Source organism: Mesorhizobium sp. CAU 1741 (genome assembly GCF_039839275.1).
Lineage (GTDB): Bacteria > Pseudomonadota > Alphaproteobacteria > Rhizobiales > Rhizobiaceae > Aerobium.
This window is the reverse complement of record NZ_JBDOQP010000007.1, coordinates 1-24558: the sequence shown is the minus strand read 5'-3', so window position 1 is coordinate 24558 and position 24558 is coordinate 1. Positions and strand designations below refer to the sequence as shown.

Here is a 24558-nt window from a genome sequence, read left to right as displayed (position 1 = left end):
AAAGAAATGGCCCGGCGCGATGCGCCGGGCCAAAGTCACATCGATACCTGTTGCAGCTTACTGCTCGAGATAGTCGTATGCGCCGTCCTTCCACTCGTAGAAGACGTAGCCCGGCAGGGTGACGTCGCCCTTGTCGTCGAAGTCGAGCGAACCGAGCACGGTGTCGAACGTACCGTCGTTGAGCGCCGCAACGACCGGGTCGAAGTCGACCGAGCCGGCTGCTTCGACGGCTGCTGCCCAAGCCTGGATCGCGGCGTAGGTGTAGAGCGAGTAGCCTTCGGTGGAGCGGCCGGCGGCCTCCATCTTCTCCACGACCGGAGCAGCCACTTCGTTCTTGCGCGGATCCGGCGAGAAGGTCATCAGCGTGCCTTCACCAGCGTCGCCGGTGATCGCCCAGTACTCGTCAGTCACCAGCGCATCGCCAGATACCAGCACGGTGTCCATGCCCTGCTCGCGCATCTGGCGGGCCATCAGGCCTGCCTCGGTGTGATAACCGCCGACATAGAGCACGTCGACGCCCTCTTCGTTGAGCTTCGACACAAGCGCCGTGTAGTCCTTCTCGCCAGCCGTGTAGGCTTCGTAGAGCGCCGGCGTGCCGCCAGCTTCTTCGTAAACGGCCATCGTGGCGTCGGCGAGACCCATGCCATAAGCGGTCTTGTCGTGGACGAATGCGATCTTGGCGTCCGGGAAGTTTTCGCGCAGGAACTTGCCGGCGACTTCGCCCTGCTGATCATCGCGTCCGCAGGTGCGGAAGATGCCCGGGCCCGGACGCTCGTCCGTGAAGGTCGGGTTGGTCGACGCCGGCGATATCTGGATGATGCCTTCCTCGGCGTAGACGGCAGACGCCGGGATCGACGAGCCCGAGCAGAAATGGCCTGCCATGAACACGACGCCGTTGCCGGCCATCTGGTTGGCGACCGAAACCGCCTGCCGCGGATCGCAGGCATCGTCGCCGACTTCAAGGGTGAGCATTTCGCCGTTGACGCCGCCGGCTTCGTTGATGTCTTCGACGGCCTGTTCGGCGCCCGCCTTCATCTGCTCGCCGAAAGCGGCGTACTGGCCTGTCATCGGACCGGCAACGCCGATCGCGATGTCCGCAAATGCGGGGCTCGAGAAAGCGAAGCCGAGCGCTACGCCTGCCAAGAGTGTCTTCTTCATGATTGCTCCCATAAACACCTGAGAAAGACGCGCCGATGGGGATGGTGTTCTGACCCCGGGACGGCGACCTGCGGGTGTTCCCAACCCGCTTGAACGACATACAAGCCCAATTTCCGAATGAAATAAAGGCTCGATCGTCGAACTTTTGACGGAAGTACAACCCCCGTCTTGTCTTTTGGCTTGGCTTTCAGCGACCGCTTCCCGCGGTAAGGAAGCGGTACTGTCGCGACATTTGCTTGGCGCGTGTCATCCGGAAACCGAGCGTGGCGATCACGATCAAGACGATGAGATCGACCAGGTAGTAGTGCACCGACAGAAGCGTACCCTGGAACAGGGCGAAATGGATGAAGCGGGTCGCTGCGGCCAGAAGGACCATGTAGGCGACCACATGCTTGGTTCCGAGCCATGAATTGGCGATGGCGCGGCCCGTGAGATAGGCTGCCCCGCCGGCAAGCATCACCGTGACGAACAGAAATTCCCAGAAGGTCACTTCCCAAATCAGCGAGTTTTCGTGTTCCATCGTCTCGTCCCCGCTCAGTGGCGTCCGCCTTCGAGGTAGGCGGCGCGCACTTCCTCCCGTTTCAGAAGTTCCGCGCCGGTACCACTCATGGTGATGTTGCCGTTGACCATCACATAGCCGCGATGCGCGAGCTTGAGCGCATGGAATGCGTTCTGCTCAACCAGGAAGACCGTCAGGCCCTCATTACGGTTCAGTTCCTTCACCGCCTCGAAAATCTGCTTCACGATCAGCGGCGCGAGCCCAAGCGACGGCTCGTCCAGTAGAAGCAGCTTCGGGCGGCTCATCAGCGCGCGCGCGATCGCCAGCATCTGCTGTTCACCGCCCGACAGCGTGCCGCCGCGCTGGGAAGCGCGCTCCTTCAGGCGCGGGAACAGCGTGTAGACCTTGCGCAGATCCTCGTCGAAATGCTTCGGGTCGACGAGTTGCGCGCCCATCTGGAGATTTTCCAGCACCGTCATGCGCGCGAAGATACGCCGCCCTTCCGGCGACTGCGCGATGCCCATGCGCATGATTTCGTGCGTCGGCATCGTGGTGATGTCCTGGCCATCATAGACGATGCTGCCGGTGCGAGCCTGCGGGCTGCCGCAGATCGTCATCATCAGCGTCGACTTGCCTGCGCCGTTGGCACCGATCAGCGTGACGATTTCGCCACGCTCGACATCGACATCGACCCCCCGCAGGGCGACGATCTTGCCATAATAGGTTTCGACCCCGCGAACCGAAAGAAGCGGGGATTGCGCCGCAGTGCTCATTTCGCGCCTCCCGCCTTGCGCCCGTTCGTCTTGGCCAATGCCTTGGCCTGCCCGACCCAGTCCTCGCGCTCGATGCGTCCGGGGAAGGCCAGATATGAGCCTACCCACTCGACCTCGGCCTTCTTCCAAGCCGAAATCTGGTCGAAATGCCAGATGCCGAGGCCGTTGAGCTTTTTCTCGTTCACGGGACCAACACCCTTGATCCGGGTCAGCTTGTCTGCGCCGGCTTCGCGCGGTGCAGACATCCCGGCGGGCTTCTTGCCGGGATGCTCGGCCTCGCTGGAAATTGCCGGCGAAACCGTGGCCGTTACATCGGTGTCTGCCTTCCCGGCTGCGTCCTTGCCGAGGCCTTCCTCAACCAGAGACGCGACCTCGGGAACGACCTCGATCTCTTCGTCCTCGACGCCGAGATAGGCGGCGATGACGCTTGGATCGTTGCGCACGAAATCGGCGGCGCCATCCGATATCTTCACGCCGTAGTCGAGCACCACAATGTGGTCGGAGATCTCCATCACCACGCCCATGTCATGCTCAATGAGCAGGATGGACGTCTCATGGTTGGCACGGATGTATTGAAGCAGCTCGTTGAGCTCTGCGGATTCGCGCGGATTGAGACCTGCGGCGGGTTCGTCCAGGCAGAGCAGTTGCGGCCCCGTGCACATCGCCCGTGCGATCTCGAGGCGGCGCTGGGCGCCATAGGGCAGGTCCGCCGCCGGGTCGTCTGCGCGGTCTATCAGCCGCACCTGCTCCAGCCAGTAGACCGCCCTGTCGATCGCTTCGCTCTCCGCCTTGCGGAAACCGGGGATGCCGATGATGCCGCCGACAGTGAAGACAGACGCCTTCATCAACGCATTGTGCTGCGCCACCAGGAGGTTCTCCAGCACCGTCATGCCGCCGAACAGGCGGATGTTCTGGAAAGTGCGGGCGACACGCGCCTGCTGCGAGATTTCGAAGTCGGGCATGCGCTCCAGCAGGAACACGGCCCCTTCCTGCGTCTTTTGCCATTTCAGCCCGCCTGAGGTGAGCTTGTCGATGGCCTCCTGCTGGCGGCCGGGGCCATGACGCATCACAATGCGGCCCTCGGTCGGCTTGTAGAAGCCGGTGACGCAGTTGAAGACGGTCGTCTTGCCCGCGCCGTTGGGGCCGATCAGGGCGGTGATCTGGCCACGCCCGACATTGAAAGACAGGTCGTTGATGGCGACAAGGCCGCCAAAGCGCATCGTCAGGTGTTCGACGCTAAGAACGGGATCGACATCCCAGTTCTTTTCTCCGCCGGCCACGGCCGGCGCCTGCATCGCTGCGGAAGCCATCAGTGTCCCTCGCCCTGCGCGACCATGTCGGCGCCGATCTTCTTCTTCTCCTTGAGCACGGCCGAGGGCTCTCGAGTCGAGACCAGGCCGCGCGGCTTCCAGACCATGATCAGCACCATGGCGAGGCCGAAAATCAGCATGCGATATTGCGTCGGATCGAAGCCCGAGCCAAAGATCTCGCCGAGGAAGCCGATATTGCGCAGCATTTCGATGCCGCCGATCATCACGATCGATGCGATCACCACGCCGATTTGGGATCCAAGACCACCCAGCACGACGATCGCCAGGATGATGGCGGACTCGAGGAAGGTGAAGCTCTCCGGCGAAATGAACCCTTGCCGCGTGGCGAAGAACGACCCGGCGAAGCCGCCGAACATCGCGCCGATGGCGAAGGCCGTCAGCTTCGTGTTGGTTGTGTTGATGCCCAGCGACCGGCAGGCGATCTCGTCTTCGCGCAACGCTTCCCAGGCGCGCCCGACGGGCAGCCGCCGCAGCCGCATCGTCACGATATTGGTGATGATCGCGAGCAGGAAGATGATGTAATACAGATAGACGAAGCGGTGGATCGTCGAGAATTCGAGGCCGAAGAAGTCGGCGAAGCCACCCTCCCCGCGCGCAAATTCGAGGCCGAAGAATGTCGGCTTCGGGATTCCGGAAATACCGTTCGGACCACCGGTGAATTCGTACCAGTTGAGAAGCACCACTCGGATGATTTCGCCGAAGGCCAGCGTCACGATGGCGAGATAGTCACCGCGCAGGCGCAGCACCGGAAAGCCGAGGATCACGCCCCAGAAGGCCGCCAGGATGCCGGCCAGCGGCAGCGCCACCCAGAACCCGATGAAGTCGAAATAGGTCGACAGCAGCGCGAACGAATAGGCGCCGACGGCATAGAAGGCGACGTAGCCGAGATCGAGCAGCCCTGCGAGGCCCACGACGATGTTCAGGCCCCAGCCGAGCATGATGTAGGTCATGATCAGGATGGCGAGGTCGATGTATTGGCGCTGCTGGGACGGGAAGAAGATAATGAAGAAGAACGGCAGCACGATCGCGAAGGCGAAGAGCGCCCTCCCGAGCCATTTGCCAAGGTCCGGCAAGGCCGTCCCGATCCCGCTTCCGGCCCCCGTCAGCATGCGCGTGACCGGACGGTCGGTGTTGAACACGAACAGGTTCAGCAACAGACGGCCCGCGAACACGATCACGATCGCCGTGAACCAGAGACCCCAGCGGGTGGTTATGTCCAGCCCGCCTGGTGCAATGTCGGTACGAAGCGCGAAGAAGAAGATGCCGAGAACCGCAACGAGGAATGCCGCCACCGCCGCGCTCTTGATGGACGCGGCAAGCGTGTTGTCACCGGACGCGTTCGCCTTGAGCGGCGCGGCGGCGCGACGCTCGGCATCGCGCTGCGCCCCGACGGGCTTCTGTTCGGAAGATGGAGGAGTCGCCGTCGCCATTACACCTTCTCCACTTCCGGTTTGCCAAGCAGGCCCGAAGGCAGGAAGATCAGCACGATGGCGAGGATGGAGAACGCCGCCACATCCTTGTACTCCACACTGAAATAGCCGGACCAGAAGACCTCGATCAGGCCGATGAGCAGCCCCCCCAGCATGGCGCCCGGCAGCGATCCGATGCCGCCGAGGACCGCGGCGGTGAAGGCCTTAACGCCGGCGAGGAAGCCGATATAGAAGTCGATGACGCCGTAGAGCAGCAGGAACATCAGGCCCGCGACGGCCGCGAGTGCTGCGCCCATCACGAAGGTCAGCGAAATCGTGCGATCGACATTGACGCCAAGCAGTGCCGCCATTTTGCGGTCCTGCTCGCACGCCCGCTGGGCGCGACCGAGCGAGGTGCGCGAGATGATCAGCGTGAAGGCCGTCATCAACGCCAGCGTCGTGAGAATGATGATGATCTGCATGTAGGAAAGCTGAACGGCCATCTGCCCGCTCTCTGCTGAACCTTCCCACAGCGTGATACCGCCCTGGATTTGCGGCGGCAGTGGCTTGACGCGCGCGCCTTGCGTCACCTGGACGAAGTTCTGCAGCACGATCGACATGCCGATGGCGGTGATCAGCGGCGCCAGGCGGAACGAACCGCGCAACGGCCGGTAGGCCAGACGCTCGACCGTCCACCCCCAGGCCGAGGTGAACAGCATGGAGACGATCAGAACGATTAGAAGGACCACCGGCAGGAAGGCGAAGCCGAGCACCGTCGTCAGGACAAGGAAGGTCGCAAGGGCGATGAACGAGCCGATCATGAAGATGTCGCCATGGGCGAAGTTGATCATGCCGATGATGCCGTAGACCATCGTGTAGCCGATCGCGATCAGGCCATAGATGGAGCCCAGCGTCAGCCCGTTGATAAGCTGCTGAACGAAATATTCCATTGTTTACGCAACCCCTCGAGAACGTCGCCTTGCCGGCGCATCCTTTTATTTGGTTCCCCTAGTCCTAGCCCGTCGATGCCGGATTGCAACGATTAAATTCGCGCTACCCGGCAACTTTCGCACTGCTGATCGGACCCCTGCCAATCCTGCGGTCGAGTATTGAGCGCGGCGGAAACTATCACCGGACTGGCGCAATGTCCGCGCATCGAGAGCCGATATTGCGCCGGTGGCATGCATGTTCACCGGGATTTTCCCGTGCTGTTTGCAAGTTCGACTGATTCCGGCCCGACCGGATCGACATGCTTCACAATACGGAAAAGCCATGCGCGAACGGATCGCGGTCTTCGATGAAGATGGTGTTGAGGCCTGTCATGCGGGCCCAGCCGGCGATCGAGGGAACAATGCCCGACTTGCTTCCCACCTGCACCTCGCGCTCGATCCGGCCCTTGAACAGCGAGCCGATGATCGATTCATGGACAAAGGCGTCGCCCGTCCGCAGCTTGCCCTTGGCGTGAAGCTGCGCCATGCGCGCCGACGTGCCGGTACCGCAGGGCGAGCGGTCGATCGCCTTATCGCCATAGAAGACGGCATTGCGGGCATGGGCACCCTCCACCGTCGGCCGGCCCGTCCACAGAATGTGCGTGAGCCTGTCGATCGCCGGGTTCTCCGGATGCGAGAACGAATAGGCTTCGTTCAGCCGCTGCCGCAAGACCGGGCTCCACGCGATCAGTTGGCCAGCCGTGTGGTCGGCGATGTCGGAGAAATTCTCCTGCGGATCCACGATTGCATAGAAATTGCCGCCATAAGCGACATCGACGCGCAACGGTCCCAGATCCGGACATTCGACCTCCAACCCTTCTGCATAGAGGAAGGATGGCACGTTGGTGATGCGTACTTCCTCGACATGCTCTCCGTCCTGGCGATACTCGGCAACGACCAGCCCCGCAGGCGTATCGAGGCGCAGCACGCCTGGCGTTTTTGGCGTCACGAGCCCGTGCTCGATCGCCATCGTCACCGTTCCGATGGTACCGTGCCCGCACATCGGCAGGCAGCCCGACGTCTCGATGAACAGGATGCCGACGTCGCAATCGTCGCGTGTGGGCGGATAGAGGATCGATCCCGACATCATGTCGTGGCCGCGCGGCTCGAACATCAGCCCCTTGCGGATCCAGTCATATTCGGAAAGGAAATGCGCCCGCTTTTCCATCATCGTGGCGCCATCAAGCCTAGGGCCTCCACCGGCCACGAGGCGGACGGGGTTTCCGCAAGTGTGTCCGTCAATGCAGAAGAAAGAGTGGCGCGGCATCGTTGCCTCAGAATCGTTGCGGTGAGAACGGGGTGAGATTTAGCGCCGGCGGGCGGGCAGCCACAAGCTCACTGACGAGCCGGCCCGTTGCGGCGGCCTGGGTGAGGCCGAGATGGCCATGACCGAAGGCATAGAAGACATGGGGCGACGAAGCGGCGCCTATGACCGGCAGGGAATCCGGCAGCGACGGGCGATAGCCCATCCACGCGCGCCCACCCTTCGGGTCGATGCCCGGCAGGAAGCGCTGCGCCTTCTCGAGCATGGCCTTGGAACGGCGATAGTCCGGCGGCCTCTTCAGCCCCGCAAGTTCAACCGCGCCACCAACCCGGATACCCGTTTCCAGCGGCGTGACGACGAAGCCGTGGCCCGAGAAGATGAGCTGGCGCTTCAGGTCGAATGCCCCCGCTGGCAAGGTGGTGTTGTAGCCGCGCTCGGTCTCAAGAGGTATGCGATCTCCTGCGAGTCGGGCCAGCGTGTGCGACCACGCGCCGGCGCAGATCACCAGGTCCCAGCATCTCAGGACCTCGCCGTCCCCGAGCCGAAGCTCGATCATGCTTTCCGATTGGCCCGTCGCTACCGTCCGCAATTGCTCGACCGTCGCGATCCGCAACTGAGCACCCAATCCCTGCGCGTATGTCCACAGTGCCTTGCCCAGCAGTTTCGGGTCGGCCACCGTCTTCCAGCCTGGAACGAACGTGCCCTTCACGAATTGTGGCGCGAGGCCGGGTTGCAGTCGCGCGAGTTCGTCGCCCTCGACATGGCAGAATTCGACGCCATGGCTTTCACGTGCTTTCCAGCCGGGCAGCGAAGCGCGAAACTCCGCCTCGCTCTCGTAGAGCTCCAGCGAACCGTCCTCGCGCAGCATCTGCCGCGTGCCTGACCGGTCCATCAGCGACATCCATTCGCTTTCGGCAAGCTTCATCAGCGACGCCTGGGCCGCGAGGCTCGATTCATGACGGTCAGGCCATCCGGCGCGCCAGAACCGCATCAGCCAGGGCAGCAGGCGCGGCAGGTACGCGGGTGGGATCGCCAGCGGCCCGAGCGGATCCATCAGCCACCGGGGCAAGTTGCGCAACATGCCCTTCTGCGCGAGCGGCAGGATGTCGGAAAATGCGAGCGCCGCCGCGTTGCCGGAACTCGTCTCCTCGCAGATGCCGGTTCGGTCGATCACGGTCACCTGACGCCCGGCCTCGGCGAGGTGAATTGCGGCGCAGATGCCGATGATCCCGCCCCCAACGATGACGACGTCTGCTTCCCGTCCTTCGAGTCCCGCCACTGCTGTATCCTTGCAACGCAACTTCGGCTTGTTCCGACGTTCTGCACGAGATCGTTTGTCACGTCGAGATATGGAATACGTGATGCACAGTCTGATATATCAGTGATATATCTAGGCGCGGAGAACCCTGTCAATGCGACTCTCTCCAATGGACATTTCTGTGTGAGACAGGACTTCGTTCAGCCATGGAAAAGGCATCCGACCCGACTTCTGCTCGCGCCTATCGTGCGCTCGAGCGGATGATCGTCACCTTGGAACTGCCACCGGGCAGCGTCCTGACGCAAGCCGATCTCATCGAACGTCTCGCGCTCGGCCGCACACCCGTACGCGAGGCGATCCAGCGTTTGGCATGGGAAGGTCTAGTTGATGTGCGGCCCCGCTCGGGTCTTGCCATCGCGCCACTTCACGTGAGCGACTGGATGCTCGTGATCGATGCGCGAATGGGGGTTGAAACCGTTCTGGCGCGCTCGGCAGCCCGGAACATCATGCCGGAGGGTGCATCGCGACTACGCCTGGCAGCGATGGCCATGAACAAGGCGGTCGTGGCGGGAAACGTTCTCGCCTTTCTGGAAGCGGACAAGCTCGTCGACGAGATCATCGCGGCGGCGGCGGAGAATATCTATGCCGCCAGAGTGGCGTCGCCGCTGCAAACGCACAGCCGCAGATTCTGGTATCGCTACCAGATCGACTCAGGCCTCGCGCAGTCCGCCGAGCACCATGTCGGACTCATCGGCGCCATCCTTGATGGCGACGAAAAACATGCCGCGCGCGAGGCCGAACGCCTGATGGCGATGCTTCGAAAACTCGCCGAACAGGCCCGGGCCAGACGTTAACTGCATCAGGCGTCGATGCCACGCACCAGCGTCGTGCTCTCGAAGCCTTCACCGGCCGAAACGATGCAGCTCTGGCCATCCGTTCCAGTTGCAAGAATGGTCCAGCTGCCCGTCTCCGAGACCAGGATTTCGACCACAGCATTGCCGTCGACCTGTCCAACCGCCATCGGCTTCTCGCGGAACTGCTGGGCGAGTTCGGTGAGAACCTGATCACGGTCGCCGCACATCGACATGCTGAGCATGTTGGCGCTCTCGGCGGGCAACTGCTCCTGCACGGTCTGCACGGGAAGCGGCTGCGGCGCAGCGGGCTCGCTGTTGGTTGCGGATGCGAGGGGAGAGGCGGCCAGAATGGCGCCGGCGGTCAATGCAGACAGGATAAGCGAAACGCGTGCCATTGCAGCCTCCTTATGCCGGCATCTCGATCTGGTGCACGGCTCTCTGGGTTCGCTATTCCGGCGCTTTCAGCGTCGGGAACTTGCAGATTTAAAGACTCTCGGCCCCATATCGTTCCATCACGAATACTTGTCGCCGCTCCCTGCCCCTTGCTGGCTCATACGAAACGGGCGCCCGCAGGCGCCCGTTGAAAGCAGTTCGACGTTGCGATCAGTTCATAGTGGGAATGACGAATTCCGCACCATCCTTGACCCCGGACGGCCAGCGCGAAGTCACCGTCTTGGTCTTGGTGTAGAAGCGGAAAGCGTCGGCGCCGTGCTGGTTCAGATCGCCGAAGGACGACGCCTTCCAGCCGCCGAAGGTATAGTAGGCAATCGGCACGGGGATCGGTACGTTGACCCCGACCATGCCGACCTGAACGCGGCTTGCAAAGTCGCGCGCGGCATCGCCGTCGCGGGTGAAGATCGCCACGCCATTGCCCATCTCGTGGTCGTTGGCGAGCTGGATCGCGTTTTCGTAGGTGTTGGCACGTACGACAGCCAGCACCGGCCCGAAGATTTCTTCCTTGTAGATGCGCATGTCGGCCGTGACGTCGTCGAACAGGCAGCCGCCCATGTAATAGCCGTTCTCGTAGCCCTGCATGGTGAAGTTGCGCCCGTCCACCACGAGCTTGGCGCCTTCCTTGATGCCGATATCGACATACCCTTTCACGCGTTCCAGCGCCTGCTTGGTCACCAGCGGCCCGAAATCGGCAGAATTGTCGGTCGACGGCCCGACCTTCAGGCTCTCCACGCGGGGAACCAGCTTTTCCAGCAGCCGGTCGGCGGTTTCCTTGCCCACGGGCACCGCGACCGAGATCGCCATGCAGCGTTCGCCAGCCGACCCGTAGCCGGCACCGATCAACGCATCCACGGTCTGGTCCATATCGGCGTCGGGCATGATGATCATGTGGTTCTTGGCGCCGCCAAAACACTGGGCGCGCTTCCCGTTCGCTGTGGCGCGGGAATAGATGTACTGCGCGATCGGCGTCGAGCCGACGAAGCCGACGGCCTTGATGTCCGGATCGTCGAGGATCGCGTCCACGACTTCCTTGTCACCATTGACGACATTGAGGATGCCGGCCGGCAGGCCCGCCTCGATGAAGAGTTCGGCGATACGCATCGGCACGGACGGGTCGCGCTCCGACGGCTTCAGGATGAAGGCATTGCCGCAGGCGATCGCCGGGGCGATCTTCCACAGCGGGATCATTGCGGGGAAGTTGAAGGGCGTGATGCCGGCGACAACTCCGAGCGCCTGGCGCATCGAATAGACGTCGATGCCCGGCCCGGCGCCATCGGTGAACTCGCCCTTCATCAAGTGTGGCGCGCCTATGCAGACTTCCACGACCTCAAGCCCACGCTGGATGTCGCCCTTGGCGTCGGCGATGGTCTTGCCGTGCTCGCGCGCCAGCATCTCGGCCAGTTCGTCATACTCGTTGTGGACCAGATCGAGGAACTTCATCAGCACACGCACACGGCGCTGCGGGTTTGTTGCCGCCCATGCCGGCTGCGCCGCCTTGGCGTTCGCGACCGCTTCCCGTAGCTCGTCCTGCGAAGCGAGCGCGATCTTGCCGCGAACGCTTCCGTCCATCGGCTGCATGATGTCCTGGCTGCGGCCGCTCTTGCCGGCAACGCGCTTGCCGCCGATGAAATGTCCGATGTCGAGCATGATGTCTCTCCCTGGCGTTTGGTTGGACACATTCAACTCCTTCGTCTGCGGCAATGCAACGCGAGCCCGCCCGCAACCGATGTGCGCGGATTGATGCCCTTGTGCTTTCGCTCTTCATTTGCTGCAATACTTGAAGTCAGGAGAGCTTCATGAACTGGGATGATGTGCGCGTCTTTCTCGCGGTCGCGCGGGCGGGACAGATCCTCGGCGCGGCGCGGCGACTGGAGCTGAACCACGCAACCGTATCGCGGCGCATCGCGGCACTGGAGCGTGCGCTCGGCGCAAAACTCTTTCGCCGGCTAACAACCGGCTCTGAATTGACCGAGGAAGGCGAGCGCTTCCTCGCTGTGGCCGAACGCATAGAGGCGGACATGATCGCCGCGCGCGCCGAAGTCGCAGGCGAAAGCGACGAGATTTCCGGCGTGGTCCGTATCGGCGCACCGGATGGATTCGGCGTGGCGTTCCTCGCGCCCCGCCTCGGCGCGCTGACGGAACGCTATCCGGAACTGTCGATCCAGCTTGTGCCGGTCCCGCGCTCGTTTTCGCTTTCACGCCGTGAAGCAGACATCGCCATAACCGTGGAGCGGCCCACCGAGGGTCGATTGATAGCCGGCAAACTGGTTGACTACACGCTCGGTCTTTACGCATCGCGAGCCTATTTGGACACGCACGGCGTTCCGGACACATTGGCCGACCTCAAGCGGCACCGGCTGATCGGCTATGTGCCGGACCTGCTGATAAGCCTGTCGCTGGACTACGGACCGGAAATCATGCCCGACTGGCAGGCGAGTTTCGCGGTTTCCTCGGCCCTGGGCCAGGTCGAGGCGGTGCGCTCAGGCGCGGGGATAGGCATCCTGCACAGCTTCATCGCCCGGGTTCACGACGATCTGGTAGCGCTTCCCATTTCACCGCCCATCCGCCGCGCATACTGGCTTGTGTATCACGAGACCGTCCGCCCGCTGCGGCGGGTCCAGGTGGTGTCGGCCTTCATCGCAGCCGCCGTCGAGGCCGAGCGGACAAGTTTCGCTTGAACCATTGCCGGACAAAGCCCGACCCAATAGAACGCAAGTCGACGCAACCAGAAGGAACGATCCATGGACATCATCCGTCACGAGTCCGGCCCGCGCATGAGCCAGGCCAACATCCACAACGGCGTCGTCTACCTCGCCGGCCAAGTGGGCGAAGGCACCAGCGTGAAGGAGCAGACCCAGTCGATCCTGGCCCAGGTAGACCGGCTGCTGGCGCTGTCGAACTCGTCCAAGGAACGAATCCTGTCGGCACAGATCTGGCTGTCGGACATGGCGGATTTCGCCGAGATGAACGAGGCATGGGATGCGTGGGTCGCGCCCGGCAATGCGCCCGCTCGCGCCACCGGCGAGGCAAAGCTCGCCGCGCCAAAATTCAAGGTCGAGATCATCATCATCGCCGCGCAGAACGGCTGACCTACGGAATCGAGATGACGTGCGCCCGGCCCCGGGTGCGCGTCGGTCTCAGCGTCTACGCTGACTGGCGGTCTCTGCGGCATCGACCTGGTCGCCGTCGATCGCCACGCCGAAGAGGCTGCGGGCCTGCACTGCCGTGTAGTAGCCGAGCCGCACGTCGTCGAGCACCGTCTCGGCGGCGCGCGCGAATGGCTCGCCATAGCCACCGCCGCCTGGTGTGCCGACCCGCACCCGGTCGCCCGCCGTCATCGCGATGTCCTGCTCCTTGGACAGGTGCTTGGGCACATGCGCTCCGCCATCGCGAAACACCGTCACCGTATTGACCGCACCATCCTCGCCACCGAGCGCCCCTGGCGGACCGAAGCGCCCATGGTCCATGACGAAGGACGCCCGCGCGTCGCCGCGCAGCAATTCGATCTCGTAGTCCAGCCCCATGCCGCCACGATGCTTGCCCGCGCCGCCAGAGCCCTCGCGCAGGCGATAGTGATTGTAGAGGATGGGGTAGCCCTGCTCCATGATCTCGACCGGCGGAGACTTGGAGATGCCGATGGTCGAGCAGCCGTTGCAAAGCCCGTCATGGTCGACATTTCCGCCATAGCCGCCGCCCGAAAGCTGATAGAGCACGAACGGACGGTTGCGCACCGGATCGAAGCCGCCAAGGCTGAAATTGCCGCTCGAGCCGGCGGGCGCGGCGGTCACCTTGTCCGGCAGTGCCTTGACCATTGCCGAAAACACCGCCTCGGCGATGCGCTGTGACACTTCCGCCGCACAGCCCGACACCGGTCGCGGATAATGCGCGTCGAGGAAGGTTCCTTCCGGGCGCCTGATCACCAGTGGCTCGAACGCACCAGCGCTGATCGGCACGTCCGGGAAGATGTGACGCATTGCCAGATAGACAGACGAGTGTGTCGTCGCCAGTACCGAGTTCATTGGCCCGATGCACGGCGGGCTGGACCCGGCGAAATCGAACGTCAGGGTTTCGCCCTGCTTGGTGATTGCAAGCCGTATTTCGAGCGGTTCGTCCACGACGCCGTCGGAATCGACATAGGCAATGCCCGAATAGGTGCCGTCGGCCATCGATGCGATCTTGCTGCGCATCTGGCTGGCCGCGCGATTGCGCAACTCCGCGATCGCATTTATGACTGTTTCGTCTCCGTAACGATCCAGCATTTCGAACAGACGCATCTGCCCCACATGCAGCGCCGCCGCCTGCGCCTTGATGTCGCCGATGCGTTGTTCCGCAATGCGGATGTTGGACGTGATGATGGCGTAGATTTCCGGGTCAAGCACGCCCTTCTTGAACAGCTTCACCGGCGGCAGGCGCAGCCCTTCCTGTTCCACCGCCGTTGCGGATGCAGAAAACCCGCCGGGCACCGCACCGCCGATGTCCGGCCAGTGCCCGGTATTCGACATCCAGCAGAAGATGCGCCCATCCCGAAAGACCGGCATGGCAAAACGCACGTCCATGAGATGCGTGCCGCCGAGATAGGGATCGTTGACGATGTAGACGTCGCCCTCTTCAGGCGGCAGGCACCGACCGCCGGCAATCATCTCGATGATCGTGCGGGTCGAATATTGCATGACGCCGACGAAAACCGGCAGGCCACCGACGCCCTGCGCGATCAGTGAGCCGTCCTCAGCGGAATAGATCCCGTCCGAGCGGTCGTTGGCCTCGGCGATGATCGGCGAAAACGCGGAGCGCGAGAAGGCGAGGTCCATCTCGTCGCAGACCTGCTGCAACCCCGCTTCGATGACCGACAGGGTGATGGCGTCGAGCACGGTCATCGTCCCACCTCGATGATGATGTTGCCTTCGTGGTCGCCTGTCGCCCGGTCGCCCGGCTCGATCACCGTCGTCGCGTCGAGCTGTTCGAGGATGGCTGGCCCGGTGATGGCGGCGTCGAGAGGAAGTTTCTCGCGGGCGTAGACAGGCGTATCGATCCACTGCCCGTCGAACCAGACCGGCCGCATTTCCAGCAGTGCCGCCTCGAGTGTCTCTTCGCGGCCGGCGGGATCGATCAGGGTCGACAAGTCGATCTCGGGCCGCACGCCGATGACCGAGGTGTTGAGATTGACGAGATTGGCGCGGATCTCCGGCAGCGATACCTTGAATCGTGCGTAGTAGGCCTTGTCGAACAGCTCCTGCAACGCGTCGCGTCCGATGGATGGGCCGGGAAGCGGCACGTTGATGAGATGTGTCTGGCCAACGAACTGCATGTCGGCGGAGTGGACGAAGCGCAGCGAATCCGGCTGGATCGCTTCCTTGTCGATCAGCGAGCGGCCATCTTCAGCCTGCTGCCGCAGGATCGCGGCGACGTGGTCCTCGTCGAGTGAGGCGACCGGCCTGTTGACGGTGCGCACGAAGTCATGGCGCAGATCCGCGACCACGCAGCCCAGCGCATTGGTGATGCCCGGCCTTGCAGGCACGAGCACACGCGGGATCGACAGTTCCCGAGCCAGCGCGCATGCGTGGAGCGGCCCCGCTCCGCCGAATGCGAAGAGCGCAAAGTCGCGCGGATCATGACCCTTGGCGACGGATACCATGCGGATGGCACCCGCCATCTTGAGATTGCCGAGGCGCAGCACCGCGCCCGCCGCGGCGACGCCGTCCAGTCCTGCCGGCCTGCCGATCCGATCCGCGAAGATGCCGGTGACCGCCTCCACCGAAACCGGGCTGTCGACGGCGAGCAGCTTCCTTGGGTTCAGCCTGCCCAGCACGAGATTGGCGTCGGAGATGGTTGGCTGCGTACCGCCTCGGCCGTAGCAGATCGGCCCCGGCGTCGCGCCCGCGCTTTCCGGACCGACACGGATGAGCCCGGCCTCGTCGACGCGGGCGATCGATCCGCCGCCGGCGCCGACGGTGTGGACATCCACCATGGGCACATGGATCGGCATCGCGTATTCGATCTCGATCTCGTTGGAGACCGAGGGCTGGGCGTTGCGGATCAGCGCGACGTCGGTCGAGGTGCCACCCATGTCGTAGGTGACGACGTTGGGCATGCCCGCGCGGCGCGCCGTGTAGGCGGCGGCCATGACGCCGGATGCAGGACCCGACATCACTGTCTTGGCCGCCTCGTCGGCAACGAACCGCGCCGAGATCATGCCGCCATTGCCGTTCATGACGAGGAAGTCGCGGCTGTAACCGCGATCGCGCAGTTCGTCCGCCAGCCGGCTGACATAGCGCTTGAGAATGGGCTGGACCGAGGCATTCACCGCCGCCGTCACCCCGCGCTCGAATTCGCGCGCTTCCGACAGAAGCGAATGACCCGTCGTGACGTGTTCGTTCGGCCACACAGAACGCGCGATTTCGGCCGCGCGGAGTTCGTGCGCCGGATTGGCATAGGAATGCAGGAAATGGATGACCAGGGACTCGCAGCCCGCATCCAGAAGCTGGCGCACGGCGGCACGCACGCCGTCCTCATCAAGCGGCACGCGGACGGCGCCCGACGCTTCCAGTCTTTCCGCGACTTCGAGCCGGAGATTGCGGGGGATGACAGGCACGAAAACCCCGGTCATGCCGTATGGTTGAGGACGCGTGCGCCGGCCGAGCTCGATCACGTCGCGAAAGCCGGCCGTGGTGATCATGCCGGTTCGGGCCAGACGACGTTCCAGCACGGCATTGGTTGTCGTCGTCGTGCCATGGACGATCAGGTCGATGTCGGCGATCGGCACTCCGGTCTTTTCCAGCGCGGCAACGACCCCATATGACTGGTTGTCGACCGTCGTGGGGACCTTGGCGACCCTGACCTTGCCGCTGGCCTGCTCGACAAGCAGCAAATCGGTGAAGGTGCCACCGACATCGATGCCGACGACAGTGCCACGGGCTGTCGTTTTCTCATTCATCGCACGAATCCGGAATGAACAACCTGCCCTGCACGTACAATTTGGAACACCCGACCATGCCCTGATCTTGACGCATTATTCATTTGTATACTAATAAACTTCAGTGGCAAGCATCGACCCTTGCCCTCGCTGCGACATGTTTCGCGATACGGCTCCCAGCCACAGTATCAATCGACAGGACGGCAGGAATGAACACAGCCGCGCACCCGGACACCAGCCTCGCACGGCCCACCGAATTTCCGATCCCCGCAGGCGTTCACGCAGAGCGCGTGGTCTCGGTGAAGCATTATACCGACCGGTTGTTCTCCTTCCGCATCACCCGGCCGCAGAGCTTCCGCTTCCGCTCGGGCGAATTCGTCATGATCGGTCTGCCAAACGCGGAAAAGCCGGTATTCCGCGCCTACTCGATCGCCAGCCCCGCCTGGGACGAGGAAATCGAATTCTATTCGATCAAGGTTCCGGACGGCCCGCTGACGCAGCACCTGCAGAAGATCCAGCCCGGCGACACCGTGCTGATGCGCCAGAAGTCCACAGGTACGCTGGTCCTCGACGCCCTCACCCCGGCCAAGCGCCTGTGGATGATTTCCACCGGCACCGGGATCGCCCCGTTTGCCAGTCTGATGCGCGATCCGGAAACATACGAGAAGTTCGAGCAGGTCTTCCTCACGCACACCTGCCGCGACGTCGGCGAACTCGTCTATGGCAACGACCTTGCCAAGGGCTTGATCGAAGACCCGCTGATCGGTGAACTGGTCGATGGACGCTTTCGCCATCACGCGACGACGACGCGCGAGGACCACCCACGCATGGGGCGGATCACGACGCTGATCGAGAACCGCGCGCTGTTTTCCGATCTCGGCGTCGAGCCCTTCGATCCCGCGGTCGATCGGGTGATGATCTGCGGTTCGATGGACATGATCCGCGACGTGAAGGCGCTTGTCGAAGGCTTTGGGTTGGTGGAAGGCTCCAACAACAAGCCCGCCGAATTCGTCGTCGAGCGCGCCTTCGTCGGATAGTCAGGCCACTGCCTGCAACTGCGTGACGACCCTGTTGCGACCGCCATCCTTGGCGCGATAAAGCGACTTGTCGGCACGATGCAGAACTGCTTCGAAGCTCTCGCTTTGCCCTGAAACGAACGCCACGCCGGCACTTGCCGTGGCGATGATCGTGTGCCCGGCGGTTGTAACCTTATCGTCGGCGAATATCGCACGGATCCGCTCGGCGGTGCTTGTCGCCACCTGATGCGACGCGTGGTGCAGAACCAGAACGAACTCCTCGCCACCGGTGCGCGCCGCCATGTCGCCGTCACGCAGGTTCTGGGACAAGGCCATCGCAAAGCGGCGAAGCACCTCGTCGCCCGCTGCATGGCCATGGCGATCGTTGATGGCCTTGAAATGATCGAGGTCGAAGGCGATCACGGCATGGCCGGGGTCGAGCCGAGCCCGTGAGAACCCGTCGAAGAGGGCGCGGCGATTGAGCAGGCCGGTCAGCGCGTCGGTGCGCGCTTCGTCGCGATGCCTGCGTGCAGCGCGGGCGTTGTTCAGCCCCAGCGACAATGCCCCGATACCGGTGATGCCGATGATGCACATGATCGCGTTGAACTTCTCGGCCCAATTGTCCGGATGGCGCAGAAGCACCCAACTGCCTTCATGAAGCATGATCGTGCCGCAGGCGAAAAAGGAGAGTGCGGTAAGCACATACAGCGCAGTCAGGGCCGTGATGCTCGAGCGAGCCTCTGCACGCACCGACCAGTATTGCAGCCCGGTTGCGGCCAGAAAGGCACCTGCGACGAGATTGTAGACGGCGATGCCGATACCGTCGAAGCCGAATACGATCGGCACCGTCACGGGCGGAACCGCGACCAACAGCGCCAGTGCTGTTCTGCGCGACGCCGCGCGGCCAGTAAATTGCCGAGCGGCGAGATAGACGACCACGAAACCGATGGTCTCCAGCGTGAAAGCCATGGCGACGATCGCCAGCCGGTCGGCCGGATAGCTGTAATTGAGGAGCACGCCTGCCCCCAGAAGCAGCATGCCCAGCGTCCAGCCGGCGAGGAAGTCATCTGCGCGGTTGTGAACCCAGGCGCTCAGCATCGTCAGCCCCAGCGCCGCGCAGCAGATCCCCGTCGCGATGAAGAGTGAAGCCTGGTCGATTGCCATGTTTTCGTAGCGCCTGCCGTTGAGTGGCAGACGCTCTAGCATGCAAGCCGTCCGCGGATCGCCAGCCCCAATATTCTTGGTGAACCGCTGCTTAACGCGCTCACAGCGGCAGCGCCGTCTCCTGCTTGATGGTCTTCAAGACGAGATTTGTCCGCACATTGGCGATGCCCGGCAGGCGAAACAGAAACCCTTCAAGGAATCGGTTATAGGCGTCGAGATCCTCGCAGGTGACCCGCAGATGGTAATCGGCCTCGCCGGTGACCGCAAAGCAGTCCAGCACCTCGGGGCGACGTTGCACCTCCGCGATGAACGTGTCGACATGGCTGTGATCGTGCCGCGCCAGCATGACGTGAACCACCGCATGGAACGCTTGCCCAACGCTTGGCCCGTCAAGAATGGCGGCGTAGCGCCGGATGGCGCCCGCCTGTTCCAGCGCACGCACGCGTCGCCAGCATGCGGAGGCCGACATCCCCACCTTTTCGGCCAGTTCCTGGTTCGAAATTCGCGCATTCGCCTGCAGTGCGGCCAGAAGGCGCCGATCCTGTTCCGTTAGTTTCTCCACCTAGCCCTCCATCGGTCAATTCTTTCATTTTTTGGCATCGTTTGGGTGATCCTATCACATACAGGCGACACTGGGGTCAAAATGGAAAGTTCTTCCGCTTCGTCTGGAGTAGAATTGCTCTAGGCACCGCAAGGAGGCACCCATGACCGCTCACGAACCGCGCCGGGACCTGTCCCGCTATCGCCTGGACGATCGCTATGCGCAGCAATCCGGCCGGGTCTTCATGACAGGCACACAGGCGCTGGTCCGTATCGCGCTCGACCAGTCACGCAGGGACCGCGCCGCCGGTTTGAACACCGGCGGCTTCGTCTCCGGTTATCGCGGGTCTCCTCTTGGTGGGGTCGACCTTGAACTATGGAAGAACACGCGACTCATCTCCGAAGCCGGGATCGAGTTTCTGCCGGCGGTGAACGAGGACCTCGCCGCAACCGCTGTTCTGGGGTCGCAGCAGGTGGAAACGAACCCGGAACGCACCGTCGATGGCGTGTTCGCCCTTTGGTACGGCAAGGGTCCCGGTGTCGACCGGGCCGGCGACGCGCTCAAGCATGGCAACGCCTATGGCTCGTCGCCCCATGGCGGCGTGCTGGTGGTCGCGGGCGACGACCATGGCTGCGTCTCGTCCTCGATGCCACATCAGTCGGACGTCGCCTTCATGGCCTGGTTCATGCCGACCCTCAATCCGGCAAGCGTGTCCGAATACCTCGCATTCGGCGAATGGGGTTACGCCCTTTCACGCTTTTCCGGCATGTGGGTCGGCTTCAAGGCCGTCTCCGAAACCGTGGAATCCGCCGCATCCTTCGACCTCCAGCAGGACCGCGCCTTCCACGAGCCTGACTTCGACGGGCCGGCCGGCGGTCTGCACTATCGCTGGCCCGACCTGCCGGGCCCGCAGATCGAAGAGCGCATGGAGGCCAAGAAGCAGGCCGTTCTTGCCTTCGCCGACGCCAATCCCATCGACCGTCACATCTACGACGTCCGGGATGCGCGCTTTGGCATCGTGACGACCGGCAAGGGCCATCTCGACCTGATGGAGGCGCTGCGGCTGCTGGGCATCGGCGAAGCAGAATGCCGGGAACTCGGCATCGACATCTACAAGGTCGGCATGGTGTGGCCGCTTGCCCGCCGCGACGCGCTCGACTTCGTGCGCGGCAAGGAAGAGGTGCTCGTCGTCGAGGAAAAGCGCGGCATCATCGAAAGCCAGTTCAAGGAATATTTCTACGATTGGCCGGGCGACAAGCCGAAGCGTATGGTGGGCAAGCGCGACGAAGCCGGCGAACGTCTCGTACCATGGACCGGCGAATTGTCGCCGCGCCTGCTCTTACCGATCGTGGCAAAGCGGCTGGACGGCCTTTTTCCGGGGCGTGACTTCGGCGAGCGCGCTGCCCAAATATGCGGCGCGCCAGCCATTTCGATCAGCGTAGAAGGCGCGACCCGCACGCCCTATTTCTGCTCCGGTTGTCCGCACAACACGTCGACCAAGGTTCCGGAAGGCTCCAAGGCGCTTGCCGGGATCGGCTGCCATTTCATGGCGAGCTGGATGGATCGTGAAACCACCTCGCTGATCCAGATGGGCGGAGAAGGCGTAAACTGGGCGGCATCCTCGCTGTTCACAGGCAAGGGCCATATCTTCCAGAACCTGGGTGAGGGCACCTGGTATCATTCCGGATCGATGGCGATCCGGCAGGCGATCGCCGCAAAAGCCAACATCACCTACAAGATCCTTTATAACGACGCAGTCGCGATGACCGGCGGCCAGCCTGTCGACGGGCCGGTCTCCGTGCAAGCGATCGCCCATGAGGTGCGTGCGGAAGGCGTGGAGCGCATTGCGCTCGTCAGCGACGCACCGGAGAAATTCTCCGTGCGCGACTTCCCTGCCGGCACCACCATCCACGGCAGGCGTGATCTCGACGCGGTCCAGCGCGAATTGCGTGAGGTCAAGGGCGTCTCCGTGCTCATCTACGAGCAGACATGCGCCACCGAGAAGCGTCGGCGCCGCAAGCGCGGCACGATGGAGGATCCGAAAAGGATCGTCGTCATCAACGACCTTGTCTGCGAAGGCTGCGGCGATTGCTCGGTGGAGTCGAACTGCCTGTCGGTCGAGCCCATCGAGACTGAATTCGGCACCAAGCGCGCCATCAACCAGTCGTCCTGCAACAAGGACTTCTCCTGCATCAACGGCTTCTGCCCGAGCTTCGTCACGCTCGAAGGGGCCACGCGACGCAGGAAATCCGGCGTGGAAATTGACCTGGCTGGAGTGTCGGCGAACCTGCCAGAACCCGAACTGCCGGCGCTCGACCGCCCGTTCGATCTGCTGATCACCGGGGTCGGCGGCACCGGCGTCGTCACCATCGGCGCGCTGGTCACCATGGCGGCGCATCTGGAAGCCAAGGGGTCTTCCGTCCTCGATTTCACCGGCTTCGCACAGAAGTTCGGGCCGGTCCTGTCATTCGTGCGCATTGCCTCGTCACCGCAGGCGATCAACCAGGTGCGCATCGACGAAGGCGCGGCCGACGCCCTGATCGGCTGCGACGTCGTCGTTTCTTCGTCCCCCAAGGCCTCGGCCAGCTATCGGCCGGGCATGAAGGCGGTGGTCAACCTCGCAAAGATGCCCACCGGAGACATCGTGCGCAGGCGTGACGCCGACCTCGCCGTGGACCAGCGGATTGCCGCCATCAGGGGCGTCGCGGCGGATCTGGCCGCGGTCGACGCCAATCTATTGGCCGAGCGCCTGATGGGCGACGGCGTGTTCGCCAATGTGATGATGCTCGGTTTTGCCTGGCAGCAGGGGCTTGTTCCGGTCGGTGCGGCTGCACTTGCCCAGGCAATCGAGTTGAACGGAGTCGCCACCGAAGCCAATAATCGCGCCTTCCTGCTCGGTCGCATCGCGGCTGCGATGCCTGATCGCCTCGCCGACCTTATCGCGCCCGCGAAACCCAAGGGCGAAACCCTCGACGATCTGATCGCTCGCCGGGCGGAGTTCCTGACCGACTACCAAGATGCGGCCTATGCCGCGCATTACCGCATGGTCTTGGACCGTGTTCGCGCCGCCGAGGCCCCATGCGGCTCGGAGCAGGTGACAACGGCGGTCGCGCGGTCTCTCTTCAAGCTTATGGCATACAAGGACGAATACGAGGTCGCGAGACTGCATTGCGAGACCGGATTCGCCGAGGCGTTGAAGCGCGACTTCGATGGCGAGTTTCGCATCGTCCACCACCTCGCGCCGCCGTTCCTGAATGCAGCGCGTGATGCGCGGGGCCGCCCCCTCAAGCGCAGTTTCGGGCCATGGATAAGAATGCCGTTAAGGCTGCTTGCCCGCATGAAGCGTCTGCGCGGCACCGCCTTCGATCCGTTCGGCTACACTGCCGAACGCCGGATGGAACGCGGCCTCATCGATTGGTACGAAAAGGTTATCGACATGGCGCTGGAGCGTCTGTCTGCGCAGTCTCATTCCGAGCTGGCTCGACTGCTGTCGCTGCCGATGCAGATACGTGGATATGGACCGGTCAAGGACCAAGCCGCACTTCGTGTCAAGGCCGAGGTGGAAGCGGCGATGGCGGGCTGAACGAACGCCCGCCGCAACGCTTATTTCCGTTCAAATCGGTCGATCCGCCTTTCGGCAGACGGACCAATTCGGCTACGAAACGACGCCTCATAACGTTAGGGAAAGCTAATTTTGGCGGCTTTCGATCGCTTCCATTAGCATCTTATTAATCTTGTCAGACGATGTGTTAGGAGCGCATTGATCACGATGCGCGAGGGGCGCTCCGGTGATTCGGCGGAGCACGAACACGAATTACGGGGGTCTCGCGTGTCCTTCTCAAATCTGTCGATATCGCGCAAGCTCGGGCTTGCCTTTTTTGCGGTCGTTGCAACCATCATCTTGATGTGTGCAACGATGGTCTGGAACCTGCAAAGGTTGGAACAGGCAGTCGAGGCCGAAGCCACGGCGAGCCGCTCCATTGATACGATCACCAACGCTCAGTTCCGGCTCTCGCGGCAGGAGAACAGCTTCCGTGGATTTCTGCTGAGCAACGACGCTTACTATATAGAGCGCCTGGCAAGCCACCGAGCCGCGTTCGACGAACAACTCAACAACCTGCGTGAATGGCAGCGCGGCCACGATAATGAGGCCGAGATGGTCGCACGGATCGACGCCGCACAAGCTGCAATGAGCGCTTGGCAGGCAGAGATCGTCGATGCTGGCGTGATTCTCGCGCGCGATCCGATTACCCGCTTTCGCGCAATCGAACTCGTAGGCCAGAGCGGCAAGGCAGACGGACTCATTGCTCCCATTGAGGAATCGATGGACGCAATGCAGGCTGACGAACGCGCCGAAGTGGCGGAAGCGGTGGCGATACGCAATGCCGCGGAAGCATTGACCGAAACCGTGCTGTATCTGGGACTTCTCGGTGCCGTCCTGATCTCGATAGTGCTGGGCTACCTTCTCTCGCGAAGCATCGCTCGCCCTGTCAGCGCCCTTACCTCGGTAATGGGCCGTCTGGCGTCTGGCGAGAACTCTGTCGAGGTTCCTGCTGTGTCGCGCAAGGACGAGATCGGCGAGATGGCGCGTGCTGTGCTGGTGTTCAAGGAAGCCGCGATCGAGAAGCTGCGGCTTGAGGGCCGGACCGAGGAAGAGCGCTCGCTGAGCGAGGCCGAGCGGGCCCGCAACGAGAGCGAGAAGGCCCGTGTCGCCGAGGAGGACCATGTTGCGATCTCCTCGCTGGCCGATGGCCTGTCGGCGTTGGCTTCTGGCGACCTGACCTATCGCATCACGGCGCCATTCGCTCCGAAGACGCAGAAGCTGAAGGACGACTTCAACCGCACCGCCGACCAGCTCGAGGAGACGATGTCGACGATCTCGGGCGCCATTGGCGGCATGCGCTCCGGCACCAGCGAAGTCAGCCAGGCCGCCGACGAC

20 protein-coding genes are annotated in these 24558 nt (G+C 63.0%); 6 read left to right on the top strand and 14 right to left on the bottom strand.

Annotated features, from left to right (window positions below; translation table 11 throughout):
- Positions 1-57 precede the first annotated feature (57 nt).
- The 8 genes from AAFN84_RS22540 to AAFN84_RS22505 all read right to left on the bottom strand — a co-directional run bounded on the left by AAFN84_RS22540 (position 58) and on the right by AAFN84_RS22505 (position 8702).
- The gene (locus AAFN84_RS22540) at positions 58-1158 is read right to left on the bottom strand and encodes a branched-chain amino acid ABC transporter substrate-binding protein (RefSeq protein WP_347516966.1); all 1101 of its coding nucleotides are present in this window, start codon (positions 1156-1158) and stop codon (positions 58-60) included.
- Positions 1159-1345: 187 nt separating this feature from the next.
- A complete protein-coding gene (locus tag AAFN84_RS22535; protein ID WP_347516965.1) occupies positions 1346-1678 on the bottom strand; it encodes a DUF6867 family protein in 333 nt (110 codons plus the stop codon).
- A gap of 14 nt (positions 1679-1692) precedes the next feature.
- Complete coding sequence (locus AAFN84_RS22530; protein ID WP_347516964.1) at positions 1693-2430, bottom strand: ABC transporter ATP-binding protein; 738 nt, start codon at positions 2428-2430, stop codon at positions 1693-1695.
- The gene (locus AAFN84_RS22525; protein WP_347517231.1) at positions 2427-3725 is read right to left on the bottom strand and encodes an ATP-binding cassette domain-containing protein; all 1299 of its coding nucleotides are present in this window, start codon (positions 3723-3725) and stop codon (positions 2427-2429) included. The genes AAFN84_RS22530 and AAFN84_RS22525 overlap by 4 nt, the downstream gene beginning before the upstream one ends.
- 14 nt (positions 3726-3739) lie before the next feature.
- Positions 3740-5191 (bottom strand): high-affinity branched-chain amino acid ABC transporter permease LivM, encoded by a 1452-nt coding sequence (gene livM, locus AAFN84_RS22520; RefSeq protein WP_347516963.1) that lies wholly within the window; start codon positions 5189-5191, stop codon positions 3740-3742.
- Positions 5191-6120, bottom strand: coding sequence for a branched-chain amino acid ABC transporter permease LivH (locus AAFN84_RS22515; RefSeq protein ID WP_347516962.1), 930 nt, complete (start codon positions 6118-6120; stop codon positions 5191-5193). Before AAFN84_RS22515 ends, livM begins: the two co-directional genes overlap by 1 nt.
- 304 nt (positions 6121-6424) lie before the next feature.
- A complete protein-coding gene (locus AAFN84_RS22510; RefSeq protein ID WP_347516961.1) occupies positions 6425-7426 on the bottom strand; it encodes a 4-hydroxyproline epimerase in 1002 nt (333 codons plus the stop codon).
- Positions 7427-7433: 7 nt separating this feature from the next.
- Entirely contained in the window at positions 7434-8702 is a 1269-nt protein-coding gene (locus tag AAFN84_RS22505; protein ID WP_347516960.1) for an FAD-binding oxidoreductase, read from the bottom strand.
- Positions 8703-8887: 185 nt separating this feature from the next.
- On the opposite strand from AAFN84_RS22505, the gene AAFN84_RS22500 reads away from it, so the two are divergent.
- Positions 8888-9535 (top strand): GntR family transcriptional regulator, encoded by a 648-nt coding sequence (locus tag AAFN84_RS22500; RefSeq protein ID WP_347516959.1) that lies wholly within the window; start codon positions 8888-8890, stop codon positions 9533-9535.
- 5 nt (positions 9536-9540) lie between these two features.
- Here the strand turns inward: AAFN84_RS22500 and AAFN84_RS22495 are convergent, their stop codons facing one another.
- Positions 9541-9930 (bottom strand): hypothetical protein, encoded by a 390-nt coding sequence (locus tag AAFN84_RS22495; protein WP_347516958.1) that lies wholly within the window; start codon positions 9928-9930, stop codon positions 9541-9543.
- 208 nt (positions 9931-10138) lie between these two features.
- The gene (locus tag AAFN84_RS22490) at positions 10139-11635 is read right to left on the bottom strand and encodes a CoA-acylating methylmalonate-semialdehyde dehydrogenase (RefSeq protein ID WP_347516957.1); all 1497 of its coding nucleotides are present in this window, start codon (positions 11633-11635) and stop codon (positions 10139-10141) included.
- 149 nt (positions 11636-11784) lie between these two features.
- Between AAFN84_RS22490 and AAFN84_RS22485 the strand changes: the two genes are divergently transcribed.
- Complete coding sequence (locus tag AAFN84_RS22485; protein ID WP_347516956.1) at positions 11785-12666, top strand: LysR family transcriptional regulator; 882 nt, start codon at positions 11785-11787, stop codon at positions 12664-12666.
- Between the two features lie 63 nt (positions 12667-12729).
- Positions 12730-13077 (top strand): RidA family protein, encoded by a 348-nt coding sequence (locus tag AAFN84_RS22480; protein WP_347516955.1) that lies wholly within the window; start codon positions 12730-12732, stop codon positions 13075-13077.
- A 48-nt stretch (positions 13078-13125) separates the two neighbouring features.
- On the opposite strand, the gene AAFN84_RS22475 is transcribed toward AAFN84_RS22480, so the two are convergent.
- Together AAFN84_RS22475 and AAFN84_RS22470 are read right to left on the bottom strand one after the other, a co-directional pair.
- The gene (locus AAFN84_RS22475) at positions 13126-14862 is read right to left on the bottom strand and encodes a hydantoinase B/oxoprolinase family protein (RefSeq protein WP_347516954.1); all 1737 of its coding nucleotides are present in this window, start codon (positions 14860-14862) and stop codon (positions 13126-13128) included.
- Positions 14859-16919 carry a hydantoinase/oxoprolinase family protein gene (locus tag AAFN84_RS22470; protein WP_347516953.1) on the bottom strand — a complete coding sequence of 687 codons (2061 nt, stop codon included), beginning with the start codon at positions 16917-16919 and terminating at the stop codon, positions 14859-14861. Before AAFN84_RS22470 ends, AAFN84_RS22475 begins: the two co-directional genes overlap by 4 nt.
- Before the next feature lie 188 nt (positions 16920-17107).
- Here AAFN84_RS22470 and AAFN84_RS22465 point away from each other — a divergent pair, with 188 nt between their 5' ends.
- Positions 17108-17935: a ferredoxin--NADP reductase gene (locus AAFN84_RS22465; protein ID WP_347516952.1), complete on the top strand. Its 828-nt coding sequence runs from the start codon at positions 17108-17110 to the stop codon at positions 17933-17935.
- On the opposite strand, the gene AAFN84_RS22460 is transcribed toward AAFN84_RS22465, so the two are convergent.
- Both AAFN84_RS22460 and AAFN84_RS22455 read right to left on the bottom strand, forming a co-directional pair.
- Positions 17936-19120: a diguanylate cyclase gene (locus AAFN84_RS22460; protein WP_347516951.1), complete on the bottom strand. Its 1185-nt coding sequence runs from the start codon at positions 19118-19120 to the stop codon at positions 17936-17938. It abuts the gene before it with no gap.
- A gap of 58 nt (positions 19121-19178) precedes the next feature.
- Entirely contained in the window at positions 19179-19640 is a 462-nt protein-coding gene (locus AAFN84_RS22455; RefSeq protein ID WP_347516950.1) for an Lrp/AsnC family transcriptional regulator, read from the bottom strand.
- Positions 19641-19782: 142 nt separating this feature from the next.
- Between AAFN84_RS22455 and AAFN84_RS22450 the strand changes: the two genes are divergently transcribed.
- Both AAFN84_RS22450 and AAFN84_RS22445 read left to right on the top strand, forming a co-directional pair.
- Positions 19783-23202, top strand: coding sequence for an indolepyruvate ferredoxin oxidoreductase family protein (locus tag AAFN84_RS22450; RefSeq protein ID WP_347516949.1), 3420 nt, complete (start codon positions 19783-19785; stop codon positions 23200-23202).
- 246 nt (positions 23203-23448) lie between these two features.
- Positions 23449-24558 (top strand): HAMP domain-containing protein (locus AAFN84_RS22445; protein ID WP_347516948.1); only part of this gene is annotated, 1110 nt, incomplete at its 3' end.